The sequence below is a fragment of the Virgibacillus pantothenticus genome, from assembly GCF_018075365.1.
Classification (GTDB): domain Bacteria; phylum Bacillota; class Bacilli; order Bacillales; family Amphibacillaceae; genus Virgibacillus; species Virgibacillus pantothenticus.
Genome location: NZ_CP073011.1, coordinates 4,405,325 through 4,421,764 on the forward strand (window position 1 = coordinate 4,405,325; position 16,440 = coordinate 4,421,764).

The window sequence follows — 16,440 nt, forward strand, 5'->3', positions numbered from 1 at the left end:
GTTATTATCGCTTTACCATCAAATAAATGAATCTTCAATTTTTAAATCAGCATTCAGTTTCTTCTGTAGACTAAACTAATTTTAATTATATAAGGTTACAAATCTGTAAGCATGCTGAAAGGAAATTCGATACCTGTAATTTCCATATAGCGTTAAGCTAACAATAGAAAATATAAAGTTGGAGGTAGAACTATGACACAGTCTGTCTTACAAGTGAACCATTTAAACAAGTTATATGGAAAACATAAAGAAACACAATATCATGCCTTAAAGGACGTATCATTTGAAATGAACACAGGTGAATTTGTCGGCATTATGGGACCATCAGGTGCTGGAAAAACAACGCTTTTAAATGTGATATCCACATTAGACCAAGCTACAGACGGCTCTGTTAAAATTGCCGGAACGGATATTACCAAAATGAAGCAAAATCAACTAGCTGATTTTCGCTCACAACAGCTTGGCTTTATCTTTCAGGATTTTAATCTATTGGAAAACCTTACTGTTTACGAGAATATCGCTTTGCCTTTATCTTTACAAGGTGTTGCGGTAAAACAAATTAAACCAAGCGTGTTAAAGGTGGCGGAAAATCTCGGCATTCAAGATATTCTTCCTAAATACCCAGTAACGATTTCAGGTGGGCAGAAGCAACGGGTTGCCGCAGCTCGTGCACTCGTTCATGAGCCTGCACTTATACTGGCAGACGAACCAACAGGAGCATTGGATTCTAAAAATGCTAGAAGTTTAATGGAAACCTTCGTCCATATGAATGAAAACCTTGGTACATCGATTATGCTAGTAACACATGATCCGCTTAGTGCAAGTTACTGTCAGCGTATATTATTTATCCAAGATGGGCAGCTGTATAAAGAAATCCATCGCAATCATACACGAAGTGCATTTCACCAAGATATACTTAATGTACTTTCCGAATTTAACACTCCGAGTGAATGGTAAAAGAAGGTGATAACATGTTAGTAAAATTATCTCTAACAAGTATGCGGAAAATGTTTAAGGATTATTTAGTATTACTATTTGGATTAACCATTTCCATCGCGATTTTCTATATGTTTCAAACACTAGCTCAAAACAAAGCTTTTGTTGAAGCAAATGCTATGATTAGTGCAACAATGTTTGTTTTTCATGTCGGAACTTTTATTCTCGGGTTTATTTCCATATTTTATATTTTTTATGCCACCTCGTTTATTCAAACATTGCGGCAAAAAGAAATGGCAATGTATATGACGCTAGGAGCGAAAAAAAGTAAGATTACCCAGTTGATGTTTATGGAAACACTATTTATCGGACTGATCTCGCTTGTGATTGGGATTATAATTGGAATGGGATTAACGACGGTTATCGCTGATGTGTTGATGGATATGCTTGATTTTTCAGCAGAAGCTACCGGATTTAAAGCAATTTATGCCTCTTCAATAATCACAACCGTTATCTTTTATATTATTTTGTTTTTATTAACATCGATGGTGAATGCTTGGAAAATCGGCAGGAAAAAAGTGCTTGATTTACTACAAGCAAATAAACAGGAGGATTTTATTAAAACAAGTGGCGTAAAAACATTTTTTGGTGTGCTGTTTTCCATTATTTTAATGGCTGTTGGCTACTATACGATGATTCATATCGCTAAATTCCAACACATCGGAGTTATTTTAGCAACTGTTACGATCGTACCAGGAACATACTTGATTTTCATTTCAATTTTACCATACTTTGTAAAAACATTAAAACAAAATCGGGTTTTAAATGAAACAGGAATTAATTCGTTCACATTGGGGCAATTACGATTCCGAATGCTTAACTTAACCAAGGTGCTAGGGACTGTAGCGATGTTAATAGCACTTGGATTAGGTGCGATGACAGCAGGTTTATCGTTTTATCATAATGTTGAGCTGCAAGCTTCTACCTTTAAAGCAAACGACGCAGCAATCTACGAACCAACAAAAGAAGACTTGAAGACGTTAGAAGCAATGGAGCTAACAGAGGAAAATACGTATCTGTATAAAGTAACAGATAACGGAGTATTTTTCCTTAAAGAAAGCTTATTAGAACAGCCGCCATTAGTCCCCCATATGGGAGATGAAAAAGGAGTTGGCATGGAAAAACTGGCAGATGTAAAAATAAAGCGAGTCAAAGAGAAACTCCCTGCTCCCGTATATACGTTGGATGGCACTAAAGGGGAAGAGCTCCCGGATAAATGGTGGAATGCTATTTCCTTTGAATTAAATGCAGATGATAATATGTTTGGTGAAAGAACGATTTATGTGGTTGATCAGAGCCATTATGGGAAAATAGATGCTAAAGAAAAACAGGTTATCTTAACGAAGGCAGATGACTTTTCTAAACATTTGTCCGCGTTCAAGCAACTGGAAGAAAGACAAAAAATAGTTGCCGAAAGTTACGTAGGTCATACTGTAGACAATGCGGGCGGAAAATACAATAACTACGTTGGTTTAAAAAGTTTTTCCAGCGGTACAGTATTTATGGGAATTTTCCTCGGTATTGCATTTTTAATGATGATGGCGAGTGTACTTATGTTTAAATTACTATCAAGTGCTGGAGCAGATATCGAGCGCTATCATATGTTACGGAAAATCGGTGTGCGCAAGTCGTTGTTAAAACGGTCCATTTACCGAGAATTATTTCTCCTATTTTTATTCCCGGCCATTATTGGGCTCGTTCATGTCCTAATTGGCATGCAAATGTTTTCTTTCATCTTGGTTGAGCCTTATACAAAAATTTGGCTACCGATTAGCCTTTTCGTAGCTATCTACGGTTTATATTATGTCATTACGGTCCAATTGTACAAACGTATTGTACTGCCTAAGCATCACTAATAGAAAAAAATTTAAGCTGTAAAACAAACTGAATAACGAAAACCCAAAAATAAGGAACCGAGCAACAGTAGTTTGGTTCCTTATTTATCTGGAATTACTGTAAATTCGCTTGAATTCAAATGACCGTGGTAACTCTTACTAAGAGAGGATTCACTTCATTATGATTTCTTCCCACGAACAGCAATAAATACTAAATAGAGATACAATAACATGGATATGAATACGGAGCCGGCAGCAGTTACATAGATAACTGCATAATTAAATAAGAAGGCAATTTGTCCAAAGATGATAGCTCCCATACCAACACCTAAATCAAAAAAGGAAAAGAAAGTCGCATTCGCCATCCCTTTACGGTTTGCCGGTGCTTTTTCTACCGCCCAAGCCTGTAATGCAGGCTGAATCATTCCGAACCCAAGTCCATATAAGCTAGCTGCAACTAATAAAATTACCGTGCTTGGAAGCCAAGCTAATAATAGCATAGCGCCAAAAATCAGGATTGTTCCGGGAAGAAAAACGTATAAATGACCTCTCCGATCATAAATTTTTCCGGCGAAAGTTCGGGAAATCAAAAGGAAAACAGCATACATTAAAAAATAGCCTTCGATGCCAGCAATCTCTTGTTCAGCTGCGTGCAGAGGTAGGAAGGTAGCAATACCGCCAAAAGTAAACGTCACAAAAAACAACAGCAAAGAGGGTTGAATAGCCGTTTTCTCAAAAATATCAAACTTTAAAGTCACCGTCTTATCCTTTGATTGCTCTACTTTTTTATATTTAATTTTACTTGATAGAATTAAAGCAGCAAGACCAGCAGAGGCGCAGATTAGAAAAAATTGGGAGAAGCGCATTTGGTCGACGAGGGCTAATCCTAAAGATGGGCCAAGTGCTAATGCTAGGTTACCAGCCAAGCCAAAATAACCCATCCCTTCTCCACGACGTGAAGGTGGAATTAAATCCGTAGCAATTGTACCTGTGGCTGTCGTTGAAAATCCCCAACCGATTCCTTGAACGATTCGGAGGATAAGTAATAGTGCAATGCTCGAAACGAGTGCAAATGAACCAACAGATAATACAAAGATAAGCAGTCCAAACATATAAACAAATTGTCTTCCTTTGGATTCCAAAGCGTGACCTGCATATGGACGCAGGATCAATGCCGAAAATGTAAATATTCCCACAATAACCCCAATGAGTTGATCACTGCCACCTAACTCTTTAACAAACAGCGGTAAAGTCGGCAACGTCATTTGAAAGCCTAAAAATATACAGAAATTGGCGAGACAAATCAGGATAAAGTCACGTGTCCAAATTTTTTCATGTTTTGTCTCTGCCTTAGGTTGTGCATCCATGAATCGCTCTCCTTCCAAACATTCCGATGCTTTTCTTCGATACTCGAAATATATTATACAGAAGTGGGGGGAGAAAGCAATCTATTCAACTTAGAAGTTTTTGACCGAACTTGAGTTAGGCAAAGCGCTTATTTCACCATATAATAGAACCTCATTAAAAAGAGGCTTAGAAAAACTTGGCTTGTCGCCAAGTCTTATGGCGAAAGCCTTTTGTTTTTCTTATACTATAAACCAAAAAAATCTTATCCTTTCCTATAGTGGAACAAAGGCGCGGGGCGCTCGTTTAGCAACGTAGTAAATGGATGAACCCTTCCTTGTACCGCTCTTACATTAATTGATCATACCCTATTCATGCCTTCGTGGAGTTCCGCATATATGCCCGGCAAATGGGGTTCAGAATAACGTCCAGCTTGGACTAAGCGTGGAGTGACTTTGGTATCTTTTACATCATTTTCGATTGGGGTATTGTCATCCAACTCTTTTGACTTTTAACATGTGCTGGAATGACAACGACTACTTTGAGTTTGTTTTCCATTAGCCAGTATGCAAGAGGCAGCAATAGCGTCCAGTAGGTTCCATACCAATCGTCTTATCACTTTTATTGTTTTGCACGGCTAATTCATTTATCCAACCCTTAAAGTACTGAAAACCTTCGAAACTATTCTCAACTTAAAGCGCTTTTCCGAATTGAATTCCTCGCTTATTTTGAGCGCGAGCAACATGCTTCTCTTTAGCAATATCAATTCCCACAATTAAAATTTCCTCTGTCATTTGCAATATCTTTTCATTTTGTTTATAATTGTGTTTATAATTCATATTAATCCTCCTTGGTTAATTTAAGGGTCCATTTTTGCGATTAGCTTTGGACACCTCGTATCATACCAAGGAGGCTTTTTAGTTCAATCCTCATTTTGCTTTATTACAGGAATGCTTTCTTATCTTGTAAAAAAAGACTCCTCTTTAAAAGGTAGAATCCATTTTCCTTTTAAAGAGGAACGGTCTTTTTTTATTTTAACTCTGGCCAAAATTCTCGATTAGCTTCTATTAAGTCGTCTAAAATTTCTTTCGCTACTTTTGCACTTGGCACTGTTTTCGAAAGCGTGAGAGCTTGCCATAATTTTTGATAGCTTCCTTCCATATATGCTTGGACTACCAGCTTTTCCACTGTTACCTGTTGATACATTAAAGCCCGTTGGAATTCGGGAATCTTGCCTTGGCATAACGGTTCAGGACCATCCGTCCCAACCATACATGGGACTTCAACCATCGCATCATCATCAAAGTTTGCAATAGCTCCATTATTTTCCACAATCATAACCATTCTTTCATGTGTATTATAGGCGATAGCACGTGCAAGATCGACAATAAACGTTGCATGACTCCCGATAGAAAATTCGCTTCCTTCTGATGTACCTTTGTCAATAATTACCTTTGCTGTAGAGAATACTTCCTTTTCCCTGCCATCCATCACTTCATTTGCTCTAGTATAGTTCGGATTGGAGTGTTCCACAACATAATCTGGATAGAAATAGTACTTCAAGTACGTATTTGGTAAAAATCTTGGATCGACTGCTAACAAATCTTTTGCTTTTTTATGCGTTTCCTGCCAGCTTTGATCCATATGCTGTGTGTCCACTTCAACTTGTGTCAAGTAACCATTTTCCTTCACATATTCTCTAATTTGCGGCAAATATTCTGTTCCGTCTTTATCTTTTATACTTGTCCACCAGCCGAAATGGTTTAAGCCAAAGTAACGAACGTCAAGCTCTTCTGGTGTTTTATCAATAATTTGTGACATTCTACGTAATGTTCCGACTGGCATATCACAAATATTTAACACTTTGGAATGTGGACGTAACACCCGGCAAGCTTCAGCAACAATAGCTGCTGGATTAGAATAATTCAACATCCAGCAATCAGGTGCATATTCTTCCATCAAATCAATCAGTTCGATCATATCCTTAATACTTCTCATACCGTATGCAATTCCACCAGGGCCACACGTTTCTTGACCGACTACACCGTACTTTAGCGGGATTTTCTCATCCAATTCACGCATTCTATACTTTCCAGTGCGTATATGCGCAAAGCAGAAGTCCACATCCGTAAAGGCTTCCTTGGGATCAGTCGTATAGATGTATTCTATTTCAGGAGCCTTTTCTTTTAACGTTATTTCCAATGCTTCTCCTAAAACCGCCTGCCTGTCTGCATCATTATCATACAGTTTTAGTGTACGAATTGGGAAACGGTCCAAATTATCCAGAAGCATCATAACAATCCCTGGAGTGTATGTGCTTCCGCCACCTGCTATAACAATCGAAAATTGTTTCATCGTTATCTTCCTCTCTATTCTGATTAGTTATTCTGTTTGTCCTCTGCCTAAATAACGATCCACTGCTTTACGAACAGTTGTTACCTGTAAGCCATATACTACTTGAACGTTTTTATCTTTCATAATGACTCCACTTGCGCCCGTTTTTGTTTTTAATGTCTGTTCATCAACTAAGTTTGGTTGATGCAATGTGAGGCGCAGCCTCGTGTAGCAGTTTGTCACGGTATCAATATTTTCTGCACCGCCAAGGGCATCAACAATAATGCTTGCAACATCTGAGTTTGCCGTATTTGTGTTGTCTTTTCCTTTACTCTTTTTTGCTTTGTATTCTTGTTTAGAATACAATTTTGTTTCTTTACCTTGTTCTTCACGACCAACCGTTTTGAAATTGAATTTCTTAATTAAGAAACGAAATACAACATAATAAATAACAAAGAATATGATTCCTACTAAGATATACATCGGCCAACTTGTTTTTTCAAAACCAAGCGGGAGATTATATAATAAAAAGTCAATCATTCCGTTTGGTCCGATGGCTCGAACATCCAATATGTTTAATACCACCATACTGAAACCACTTAGAGCAGCATGAACAACAAATAAGAGTGGTGCCACAAACATAAAGGAGAATTCAATTGGTTCCGTGACTCCGGCAATAAAGGAAGTAAATGCAGCTGGAATTAAAATTGCCTTTACTTTTACTTTATTTTCTGGTTTTGCGGTATGGTACATGGCTAAACATGCACCAATTAAGCCAAACATTTTTGCAATACCACGAGCATCCCAGATGACACTTTTAGATAAACGAGCTACTTCAGGGTCGGCAATTTCTGCATAGTAAATATTTCTTGCACCTTCTAACACTTGTCCCCCAACTTCTTCAACCCCACCGAGAGAAGTGTATAGAAATGGGGTATAGACTAAATGATGCAAACCAGTTGGAATAAGTAGCCTCTCCAACGCACCATATAGAAACACTCCAAAATTACCACTATGTTGAATTAATGTGCCAAGGCTGTTGATTCCACTTTGAAAAACAGGCCAAACATAGGTGAGAAACACCGCCATTAACACAGCCACTGGAATTAAGACAATAAATACAAACCGGGAACCGCCATAAATTTGGAAGGCACCATTAAATTCCGTATCAATAAATTTATTGTGAATATAAGCGGTTACAATACCGAGAATAATTCCTAGAAAAACTCCCATATCTAATATCTGGACTCCTAATACCAATGTTTGTCCAGTACCTTGCAATGATTCTGCTTCAACGAGTAGACCGCTTAGTTCCATAAATTTATTCATCGCATTAACAAATACTAAATATCCTAATAATGCGGTAAATCCTGCTACAGATTTTTCTTTTTTGGCTAAGCCTACTGTTATACCGACAGCAAAAATTAACCCTAAATTACTTAATATCGAAACTAATGAGCCCGATAAGATGGATCCAAATCCAGTTGTAACGGGATTATCTAAAAATGGAATTACTTCAAGTAATCGTTGGTTTGTAAATACATTTCCAAGAGCTATAAGAATCCCTGCAATTGGTAAAATAAGAACTGGAATAAACATAGCTTTCGAAAAGCGTTGCATCGCTTCCATTATTCTCTGCTTCATTTCATACACCCCCATATATTTGACGTCTATCTGTCTTTGACATGACTTAGTTTACTCCGTAAACGGTTTCTTGTATATGATTTTCAGACGAGAAAAAACGTGTTTCATTGTTTAAAAACACGTTTCAAAAGAGTCTATTATCTGGTATTTGTTTTTAGATATTCCTTTATAATCAACTCGAAGGTCATTAATAATCTTGGAAAAAAGATGTTTGGCAGCATATTTCGATCGTCCAATTTATTATTGTCGATAATTTTAAAGTTTAAATCAGATATGCCGGCAATGCGATTGTCTATCTCTTTGGTAAAGGAAACGGTAAAAATATGATGTTCCTTTGCAACAACTAATTTATCAATGACTTGTTGCGTTTCTCCTGATTTTGAAATTACGACAAGTGCACCAATATTGTCTAAATTATTTTCAAAAACCCCGATCGAATCCATTCCGCTAGCCAATATCGTTTTTTTACCTAAAACCAATAACTTTTTATATAAGTATTCAGCGGCTATAGCTGAAAAACCAGTGGCATAAAGGAAAATATAGGTTTGTTCTAACTTCATTACTCGATTTATAAATAATTCAATCGTTTCCATAGTATTGTATTCGAAAAATTCCTGTGTATTAATTTCTGGAAAGTCATCCACCACACCTGTTTGTTTTCCCTCTACTTCTTTTATTAACGGCAATAACTGATAATACATATCTACAAATCCTGTATAGCCAAGCTTTTTGGATAAGCGAATAATCGTTGCCGGAGAAGTATAATTCACCTTCGCGATGTGACGTACGCCTTGTTGTAACACATGATCAATATTTTCAATAATATAGTTTAAAAGCTGAATGTCTAACTCTGTGAGATTTTTCCCTTGAATTAACTTACTAATATCAATCAAATTACCCCCTCCTTCAACATATTTAGTTATGCAAAAAGATGAATTTAGTCTTCAAAAATAAGGTTCATTGAATTGGATTTAGTTTAGCTTAATTTTTATAGCCGTTTTAATGCAATTGCTTTTCGCATATCCTGTAAAGCTTGTTGAGCAGATTCCCCTTTGGCAAGCATCACATTCGTATACAGCGCATCTATTAAAGTCAGTTCGGCAATTCTTGAGGATAAAGCCTCGGGACGAAATTCCGTTTCCTCAGACACTGTATACAATAAAATATCTGCGTGCTTGGACAATGATGATTTAGCAAAGTTGGTGATGGCAATTGTCGTTACTTGCTTATCCCGCAATACATGCAATATATCAATTATATCCTTGGTTGAGCCGGAATGAGAAATAATGACCGCTACATCCTTTTCTCCTAATTGAGAGGCTGACATTAATTGCATATGCGCATCTAAATTTGCATAAACATGAATCCCACTGCGAAGAAATTTATGATACGCATCAATGGATACAATTGCCGAACCACCAATCCCAAAAAACTCTACCCTTTCCGCTTTAATAAGAGCCTGAACCGCATCATTCAATGCCGTTTGGTCGGTAATTTTCAACGTATCTTCTAACGTTTTCATATTGGAACGAAACACTTTTTCACTAACCGTTCCGATGTCATCGCCAGCTTGAATTTTTTCATGGATATCTGTTACGGGTTCAACCACCTCTGCAGCGAGTGCGATTTTCAACGCTTGATATCCTTTAAATCCTACACGCTGACAAAAACGAAACACGGTTGATTCTGCCACTTCCAGCTCATCAGCAATCTGATTGATCGTATGGTGAATAATTGCTTTTGGTTGTTGCAGAATATAGTCAGCGATCTTTTTTTCTTTATCACTCAGACGGCTATAATTGCTACGTATACGGGCTAAACCGTGTTGATTAACTTGATTCATATAACGCTCCCCTTTTTACATCAACCTGTTTATACAGCTGTTTTGGCAGTAATACAAATGGACCAAAACAATTCAATTTACATCGGCTTTCTGTAAATCATATTATACACGAAAAAAAATTCCACGATATTAATTGATTAAGGAAAAAAATTTGATATAATGGAATCGAACTAATGAAATACGCGTTCAAAAAGCGGAAGAAGAAAAGAATATGAAAAATGGAGCTTCCATCCTTTTACTTTTAAACAGCTTCATACTATTCAAACTAGAGGTGAGCAACATGAATATTGGTATTATTGGTTTAGGAAAAATGGGTTACAATCTGGCACTAAATTTGCTTGATCATCAACATAATGTAGTAGGTTTTGACAAAAACGAAGAACAGGCTGCATCTATTGCACATCAAAATTATCAACCACAGTCCTCCGTGGCAGATCTAGTTCAACATTTACCGGTTCCACGGATTGTATGGTTAATGGTTCCTGCAGGGGAAGTTACGGAAAAAGTCATCCAAGAGTTGGTCCCGTTGTTAGAAAAAGGGGATATCTTAATTGATGGTGGAAACTCCCATTATAAAGATACGATGAAACGGAAACATTTTTTAGATGCTCAAGACATCGCCTTCTTTGATTGTGGTACTAGCGGAGGAACAGATGGTGCTAGAAATGGTGCTTGTACGATGATTGGCGGAGATAAAGAAACATTTAAACAGATTGAACCTCTATTTCAAGATATCTCCACGGATAATGGATACTTATATACTGGGGAAACCGGCAGCGGACATTTCCTAAAAATGGTTCACAATGGGATGGAATATGGTATGATGCAAGCAATCGCAGAAGGCTTTGACATTCTTCACAAAAGTGATTTTAATTATGATTATGAAAAAGTTGCCAAAGTATTTAACCATGGATCAGTTATTCGTTCCTGGTTAATGGAATTAGCGGAGCAGGCATTTGCAAAAGATGCGCAATTGGAACAGATTCGTGGGATTATGCATTCTTCTGGGGAAGGAAAATGGACGGTAGAAACTGCACTCGATTATGAAGTCGCAGCCCCCGTGATTGCTCTATCGTTAATGATGCGTTATCGTTCTTTAGAAGATGATACGTTTACGGGTAAAGTTGTAGCAGCACTCAGAAATGAGTTTGGTGGACATGATGTTGTAAAGAATAACTGATTCAAAGATTACTTCGCTTTTCTTTATATTGGCTAGCGTCAGCTTTTTACTTTGAGATGGCCCTAGCCTCTTTATTTATCTCATCGTAATGAGCACGTATTTTATTCCATTTCACCACATGGGAGAGCTTTTTCTTTAAGCGGCGAAAATTTCCCTTTTCAATTCTCTTATTATCTGAAACTGCCAATAAAGCGAATCTTCCATCAGTAGGGGATGAATGAAAACCCCCACTGATTCAAGATTCACTTCCTTATTGTTCGTTTTTTAATCAGCTGTTTTAGTTATGTCCGAGTCTTGTCTTATACTTTTATTTTGCTTCCTTAATAACGCCACAGGCAATGCGTTCCCCTGCATTCCCTGCAGGTTGGGTCTTGTAATCGTCTTTGTCAGAATGAATGACTAGAGCTGTTCCACCCTCCTTTACTAATGAATGGTCTTCCCCTGGTTTGAGTGTGACCATTTCGTTTAAAAAGTCAGCTGTTACAGTTCCATCATCAGCTGCTTCTATATTGGGCAAATCGCCTGCGTGCGGACCACCTGGCGCTTTCTTTCCATGGCTTCTGTTTGTTGGATTGAAATGCTCTCCTGCAGAACTAAAATCAGGTTCTTCACAAGATCCTGTTTCATGAATATGGAAACCATGCTTCCCAGGTGTAAAATTTTCCCCAGCCAGTTTAATACGAACGCCCTGCTCTTCTTCAGTTACTATTGCGGTAGCTACTTCTTGCTGCTTGCGATCCTTTAATGAAACCATAACCTTTTTCGAAGAATCCCTTTCTACGTTCGTAGTTTTTTGTTCTGCCTCATTTGACTGTAGCTTTTCTAGTTCTTCACTTCCTTGCGTTCGTTCATCATCGGTTGTATTACAGGCTGATAAAACGAACAAGCACATCGTGGCAATTATGATATTAATGGTTTGTTTATGCATCTCACCTTGCTCCTTTCAAATTGTTTGTTACCAGCTTGCTCTATTCCCAGTATGTTTAAACATATTTTACCTTTCCAGATTACTTTCACTCGTGTACAATAAATATATAACTACGTGTTCAAAAAGGAAGGTAAAACACACAGAGAGAAACGTATTGTAAACTGATACGTATACAACCAAATCATCTATAAGATATAAATCACCCTTTTCGGTCTGAATTTTTGAACAAAATTTAAACAGGAGGAATTACTAAATGGGATTATTTGATGGAATGATGGGTAACGCATCTGAAATGGATGCCAAAAAAGCAGAGCAAGAAGTAACTGAGCTGTTAGCTACAGCAGAGAATGTGGAACATGCGTATAAGCTAATCCGAGACATGATGATATTCACCAATAAGCGATTGATTCTTCTCGACAAGCAAGGGGTAACTGGAAAGAAAATGGAATACCATTCTATTCCATACAAAAACATCACACACTTTTCGATCGAAACTGCTGGAACTTTTGATCTAGATGCAGAGTTAAAACTATGGGTATCCGGAAGCTCAGAACCAATTCAAAAGACATTTAATAAGCAATTAAATATTTACAAAGTACAATCTGTCCTAGCCAACTACGTCTGCAAGTAATAAAATCTAAGCGCCTAATTCAACTGCAATTTCGACGTGCAAGCTAGTAGTATCGTGTTAAAAAGGAGATAAATTGACTTGGAGAAACAACAATACTGAGGGTTAATTGAATATCCGCTCCGATAGACAAAATATATATACTTAGAAAATATAAAAACTCCCTTACTATACGACAGGTATTGCCCCTTTATCGTCAGGGGGATAATCTTACTTTTATAACGACAACACCAAAAAAGGGAGCTTTTATATTTACATTGATTATTGAACAAAAATTAAAAACACACCTTTATCAAATCCCCCTCTCTCTTCTCGCTTCTTTTTACGTAAGGCTTCAATTGTTTGAAAAGAACCACCATGTGTTTTTGCCAATGCTTGAATCACTTCCAAAAGATCCGCTAATTCTTCCAGTGCCGGTTCACTACCTTCAGCTTGGAAATATTCGCGTAACTCCTCTTCTGCCTTTTTCTTTAACTCCATATGATATTCCTTTGGAGTAAGATTTTTCGTTATCGCTTGCTGTCCATTATTAGTAATTATTTCTGGTATTTGATCCCGAACAAGCTTATGATAATTGGACACTTTTTCCCCGTTTCTACAATTTCGTTATTGCTATCATATGTTATTCATCTAGTTATCGCAAACAAATGCAAATAACCTATTTATTACCCTGAAATAAGGTCGTATTAAGATTTAAAAACACATTTTATGAACAAGATGGCTAAATTTTTGGCAATAAAAAAACCTTCTTAAAACTTTTGCAGTCTTAAGAAGATGGTAATTTTATTTTTATTCATCTGCTATTAAGCAATTTTTAAATTTTCACTCTCTTTTTTTATAAAAACACCTTTCAAATATGGAATGACCCATCTATCTAAACCAAATTTTCCCGCATTGTAACCGGCCACTAACAAGAATACAGTAAGCAATACCATTTGCGCATTCGTACTAACTGTTCCACTAAACAAGAAAGCAAAATTCATCGTAATTCCCATCAACGCTGAAAAATTTGTGAATATCCCTAGGATAAGTGCGATACCAACTAACAATTCGCCCCACATGACGAGGAAAGTAAAAATATCAGCATTTGGCAAGGCTACTTTTTCCAAGAATACTGCCCACCAGCCTTGAACTGCCGGATGTTCTCCTCCTGCACTTGCGATTGCCCCTTGTAAGTATCCCGAAGCGTCAAATTGCCCTCCGGTAATTTTACCATAACCGGCAACGAGCCATTCGTAGCCGATATAAATACGAATAAGTGCCAAAACACCTGCGGCTATACTGCTGTTACGGATAAAATTCATAATCATTTGTACCATCTCCCTTTTGTTCAATATTTCACATTATTTTGTAGTATCTCTTTACTACATGTAAAGTATATCATAGATTTTTCAGTTTATGTCATTATTGTTCGACATTTCACAATATGGTCATATTTTAGTTCATATGATGTATTATTATCTGTCTTGATATTGTCACATGAAGCTAAATCCCTTTTCTCCTCTTACGGTTGGTTCATCTGCTTCTTATCCTAGAGTTCACCTCGAATTTTTGCAAAGAAAATCTACTCCAGTTACTTGTTGAATAAATTATCATTCCTATTATTCATAGATTATCTATAAGCGCTTGACTATTACCCTCATTTGTTATACTGTTTATATAGATATACACAGCATAACAGTTATAGGAGGTTGTATATATGCAGCAATGGAAGCAAGCATGGCGTATTGCTCAGCTTGAGTTAAGTCATTCTATTGGGAAGTTTTTTCTTGGTTACTTGATAGTGATTATTTTTTCAGGGTTCTTCGTATTTAATTTGCAAGGTTACCTTAGTAATGGCTTTATATTTTATGATATGTTTTTTATTCTCTTCTTTATTATAGGAGCCAACATGGGACCAGATCATTTCCGATCAAAGCAACACTTCAATTTTGCTCATCCCTTATTAATAACGCAATTACAGTTGCCTATTGAGCAGAATATCTTAATTAAAAGCCGCTTCGTCATTCATTTTTGTTTCACCTTGCCTGTACAAATACTATTTCTTGTTGTCTTTTATCTTACATCGCCTATTTCTGGCTTATTATCGATACCAGCTTACATTGCGTTTGCAATTATTTGGTTATCCGTCAACCTTTATATGGGAACGCTTCTTCCAATGAGTGAAGCTATTGAAACAGGATTCGCAACTAGAATCGGCACGGTAATCATTGCTGTTATTATATTCTTCATCTTCCTGTTTATATTATCTGGTTCTCATCTCATCACTGACCACGGTGTAGTGGAATTATCTATTATCGTTGCGAAGAAATGGCCGCTGATAGCATCCGCCATTTCACTAATCATTGGCTTAGCAGCTGTAAAAGCACATCAAGTATATATGAAAAAGTTTTTGAATAAGTTGGATTACTTATAATTTGCAATCCAAATGCCAGTAGAAAGGAGCGGATCATGTGGAATTACCTATCCACCTTTCCAAAACATCACGAGAGCCGATTTATCACCAAATTGAAAACCAAATAAAAACACTTATTGCTAGTGGGCAACTTGCTGAAGGCGATATGCTCCCGTCTATACGCGCACTTGCAAAAGACCTGGAAACGAGTGTAATTACCATCCGTCGTGCGTATCAAAATTTGGAATATCAAGGCTTCATTCAAACGACCCAAGGAAAAGGGACATATGTTGCTCCAGTGGACGATGGGATGAAGCAGCAGATGAAAATATCTGAAGTTTACCAAGCAATCGAAACGGCGATCAAAATCGCACTTAGCTATGATTATACGGTAGAACAATTGAAGGAAATCTTTTTTGAAGTAATTAATGAAAAGGGAGGAAAAAGTAAATGAGACCTTTGCTAACGATAACAGATTTGGAAAAACAGCTCGACCACTTACATATAGGCCCGCTCCAATTAACTATAGAGTCTGGCACCATTACAACACTTGCAGGTGCAAATGGAGCTGGTAAAAGCACCATTCTTAAGCTAATGATGAATTTAGCTAAACGAGACAAAGGAAGTATTCAACTATTGGATATAGAAACAAATGGTTCAGATGAAAGCTGGAAACAACATATCACGTACCAAGCACAAACGATCATTGGTTGGGATCCTTTCACTGGAAACAAGTTAAAAGCGTTTATTTCATCTCTCTATCCAAATTGGGATGAACTGCTCTTTAAGCAGATGGTAGATTTATTTCAAATTCCGTTAGATCAGCGTTTTGGAAAATTGTCGCAAGGGGTCCAGCAAAAACTTCATCTCGCACTTACTTTACCGAGAAATACGTCCTTGTTACTGCTCGATGAACCAACTTCTTTTTTAGACATTCCAACAAAGCAAAAGCTGATGAATCTACTTGTAAAATGGATGGAGCAAGACGATCGGGCCATTATAATGACTAGTCACCAATCCGCAGATATCATGAAACTTTCTGACTATATAGCCGTATTAAAGAAAGGGAAGCTGATCGGAACCTTTGAAAAAGAGACCCTCATTCATAGCCACCGGCGGTATTGGATAAGCAATAGCAACCACCTTCCAGCATGGACTATTCCGGGGGAAATATTTCGTACAAAGCGTTATCTTATCTCAAATGCGCCTGAACAAACGGAAGCTTTTTTACAACAAGAGCAAATAAATTGGACACAACAAGAATCTCTTGACCTGGAAGAGATCCTTACTTTACTTATAGAAGGGAGGTAAAA

Annotated in this window: 16 protein-coding genes; 7 read left to right on the forward strand and 9 right to left on the reverse strand. The window is 37.2% G+C overall.

All coding sequences use genetic code 11. The features are described 5' to 3' along the window. The first annotated feature begins 192 nt into the window (after positions 1-192). Positions 193-957 (forward strand): ABC transporter ATP-binding protein, encoded by a 765-nt coding sequence (locus KBP50_RS20355; protein ID WP_050350867.1) that lies wholly within the window; start codon positions 193-195, stop codon positions 955-957. A 14-nt stretch (positions 958-971) separates the two neighbouring features. After that, positions 972-2,852 carry an ABC transporter permease gene (locus tag KBP50_RS20360; RefSeq protein ID WP_050350866.1) on the forward strand — a complete coding sequence of 627 codons (1,881 nt, stop codon included), beginning with the start codon at positions 972-974 and terminating at the stop codon, positions 2,850-2,852. Between the two features lie 158 nt (positions 2,853-3,010). Here the strand turns inward: KBP50_RS20360 and KBP50_RS20365 are convergent, their stop codons facing one another. The 6 genes from KBP50_RS20365 to KBP50_RS20390 form a co-directional block, all read right to left on the reverse strand. After that, positions 3,011-4,198, reverse strand: coding sequence for an MFS transporter (locus KBP50_RS20365; protein ID WP_050350865.1), 1,188 nt, complete (start codon positions 4,196-4,198; stop codon positions 3,011-3,013). 669 nt (positions 4,199-4,867) lie between these two features. Further along, on the reverse strand, positions 4,868-5,014 hold the full coding sequence (locus tag KBP50_RS20370; RefSeq protein ID WP_139325363.1) for an IS110 family transposase: 147 nt from the start codon (positions 5,012-5,014) through the stop codon (positions 4,868-4,870). Between the two features lie 190 nt (positions 5,015-5,204). Further along, positions 5,205-6,530, reverse strand: a complete 1,326-nt coding sequence (locus tag KBP50_RS20375; RefSeq protein WP_050350863.1) for a 6-phospho-alpha-glucosidase — start codon at positions 6,528-6,530, stop codon at positions 5,205-5,207. 27 nt (positions 6,531-6,557) lie between these two features. Then, positions 6,558-8,153 carry a PTS transporter subunit EIIC gene (locus KBP50_RS20380; RefSeq protein WP_050350862.1) on the reverse strand — a complete coding sequence of 532 codons (1,596 nt, stop codon included), beginning with the start codon at positions 8,151-8,153 and terminating at the stop codon, positions 6,558-6,560. A gap of 137 nt (positions 8,154-8,290) precedes the next feature. Continuing rightward, positions 8,291-9,046 (reverse strand): MurR/RpiR family transcriptional regulator, encoded by a 756-nt coding sequence (locus KBP50_RS20385; protein ID WP_077298207.1) that lies wholly within the window; start codon positions 9,044-9,046, stop codon positions 8,291-8,293. Between the two features lie 95 nt (positions 9,047-9,141). Further along, complete coding sequence (locus tag KBP50_RS20390) at positions 9,142-9,996, reverse strand: MurR/RpiR family transcriptional regulator (protein WP_050350861.1); 855 nt, start codon at positions 9,994-9,996, stop codon at positions 9,142-9,144. 280 nt (positions 9,997-10,276) lie between these two features. Between KBP50_RS20390 and gnd the strand changes: the two genes are divergently transcribed. After that, positions 10,277-11,176: a phosphogluconate dehydrogenase (NAD(+)-dependent, decarboxylating) gene (gene gnd / locus KBP50_RS20395; protein ID WP_050350860.1), complete on the forward strand. Its 900-nt coding sequence runs from the start codon at positions 10,277-10,279 to the stop codon at positions 11,174-11,176. Between the two features lie 307 nt (positions 11,177-11,483). On the opposite strand, the gene KBP50_RS20400 is transcribed toward gnd, so the two are convergent. Beyond that, positions 11,484-12,104, reverse strand: a complete 621-nt coding sequence (locus KBP50_RS20400) for a superoxide dismutase family protein (RefSeq protein WP_050350859.1) — start codon at positions 12,102-12,104, stop codon at positions 11,484-11,486. Positions 12,105-12,357: 253 nt separating this feature from the next. Here KBP50_RS20400 and KBP50_RS20405 point away from each other — a divergent pair, with 253 nt between their 5' ends. Continuing rightward, positions 12,358-12,735, forward strand: a complete 378-nt coding sequence (locus KBP50_RS20405; protein WP_050350858.1) for a PH domain-containing protein — start codon at positions 12,358-12,360, stop codon at positions 12,733-12,735. Positions 12,736-12,993: 258 nt separating this feature from the next. Here KBP50_RS20405 and KBP50_RS20410 read toward each other — a convergent pair whose 3' ends face one another. Both KBP50_RS20410 and KBP50_RS20415 read right to left on the reverse strand, forming a co-directional pair. Then, complete coding sequence (locus KBP50_RS20410; protein ID WP_050350857.1) at positions 12,994-13,314, reverse strand: nucleoside triphosphate pyrophosphohydrolase; 321 nt, start codon at positions 13,312-13,314, stop codon at positions 12,994-12,996. A 221-nt stretch (positions 13,315-13,535) separates the two neighbouring features. Further along, positions 13,536-14,042, reverse strand: a complete 507-nt coding sequence (locus KBP50_RS20415; protein WP_050350856.1) for a DoxX family protein — start codon at positions 14,040-14,042, stop codon at positions 13,536-13,538. A 389-nt stretch (positions 14,043-14,431) separates the two neighbouring features. Between KBP50_RS20415 and KBP50_RS20420 the strand changes: the two genes are divergently transcribed. Genes KBP50_RS20420 through KBP50_RS20430 form a run of 3 tightly spaced genes read left to right on the forward strand, consistent with a single transcriptional unit; the run spans position 14,432 to position 16,438 of the window. After that, entirely contained in the window at positions 14,432-15,148 is a 717-nt protein-coding gene (locus tag KBP50_RS20420; protein WP_050350855.1) for a hypothetical protein, read from the forward strand. Positions 15,149-15,185: 37 nt separating this feature from the next. Then, positions 15,186-15,581 carry a GntR family transcriptional regulator gene (locus KBP50_RS20425; RefSeq protein WP_050350854.1) on the forward strand — a complete coding sequence of 132 codons (396 nt, stop codon included), beginning with the start codon at positions 15,186-15,188 and terminating at the stop codon, positions 15,579-15,581. After that, positions 15,578-16,438 carry an ATP-binding cassette domain-containing protein gene (locus tag KBP50_RS20430; RefSeq protein ID WP_050350853.1) on the forward strand — a complete coding sequence of 287 codons (861 nt, stop codon included), beginning with the start codon at positions 15,578-15,580 and terminating at the stop codon, positions 16,436-16,438. The genes KBP50_RS20425 and KBP50_RS20430 overlap by 4 nt, the downstream gene beginning before the upstream one ends. Positions 16,439-16,440: the final 2 nt, after the last annotated feature.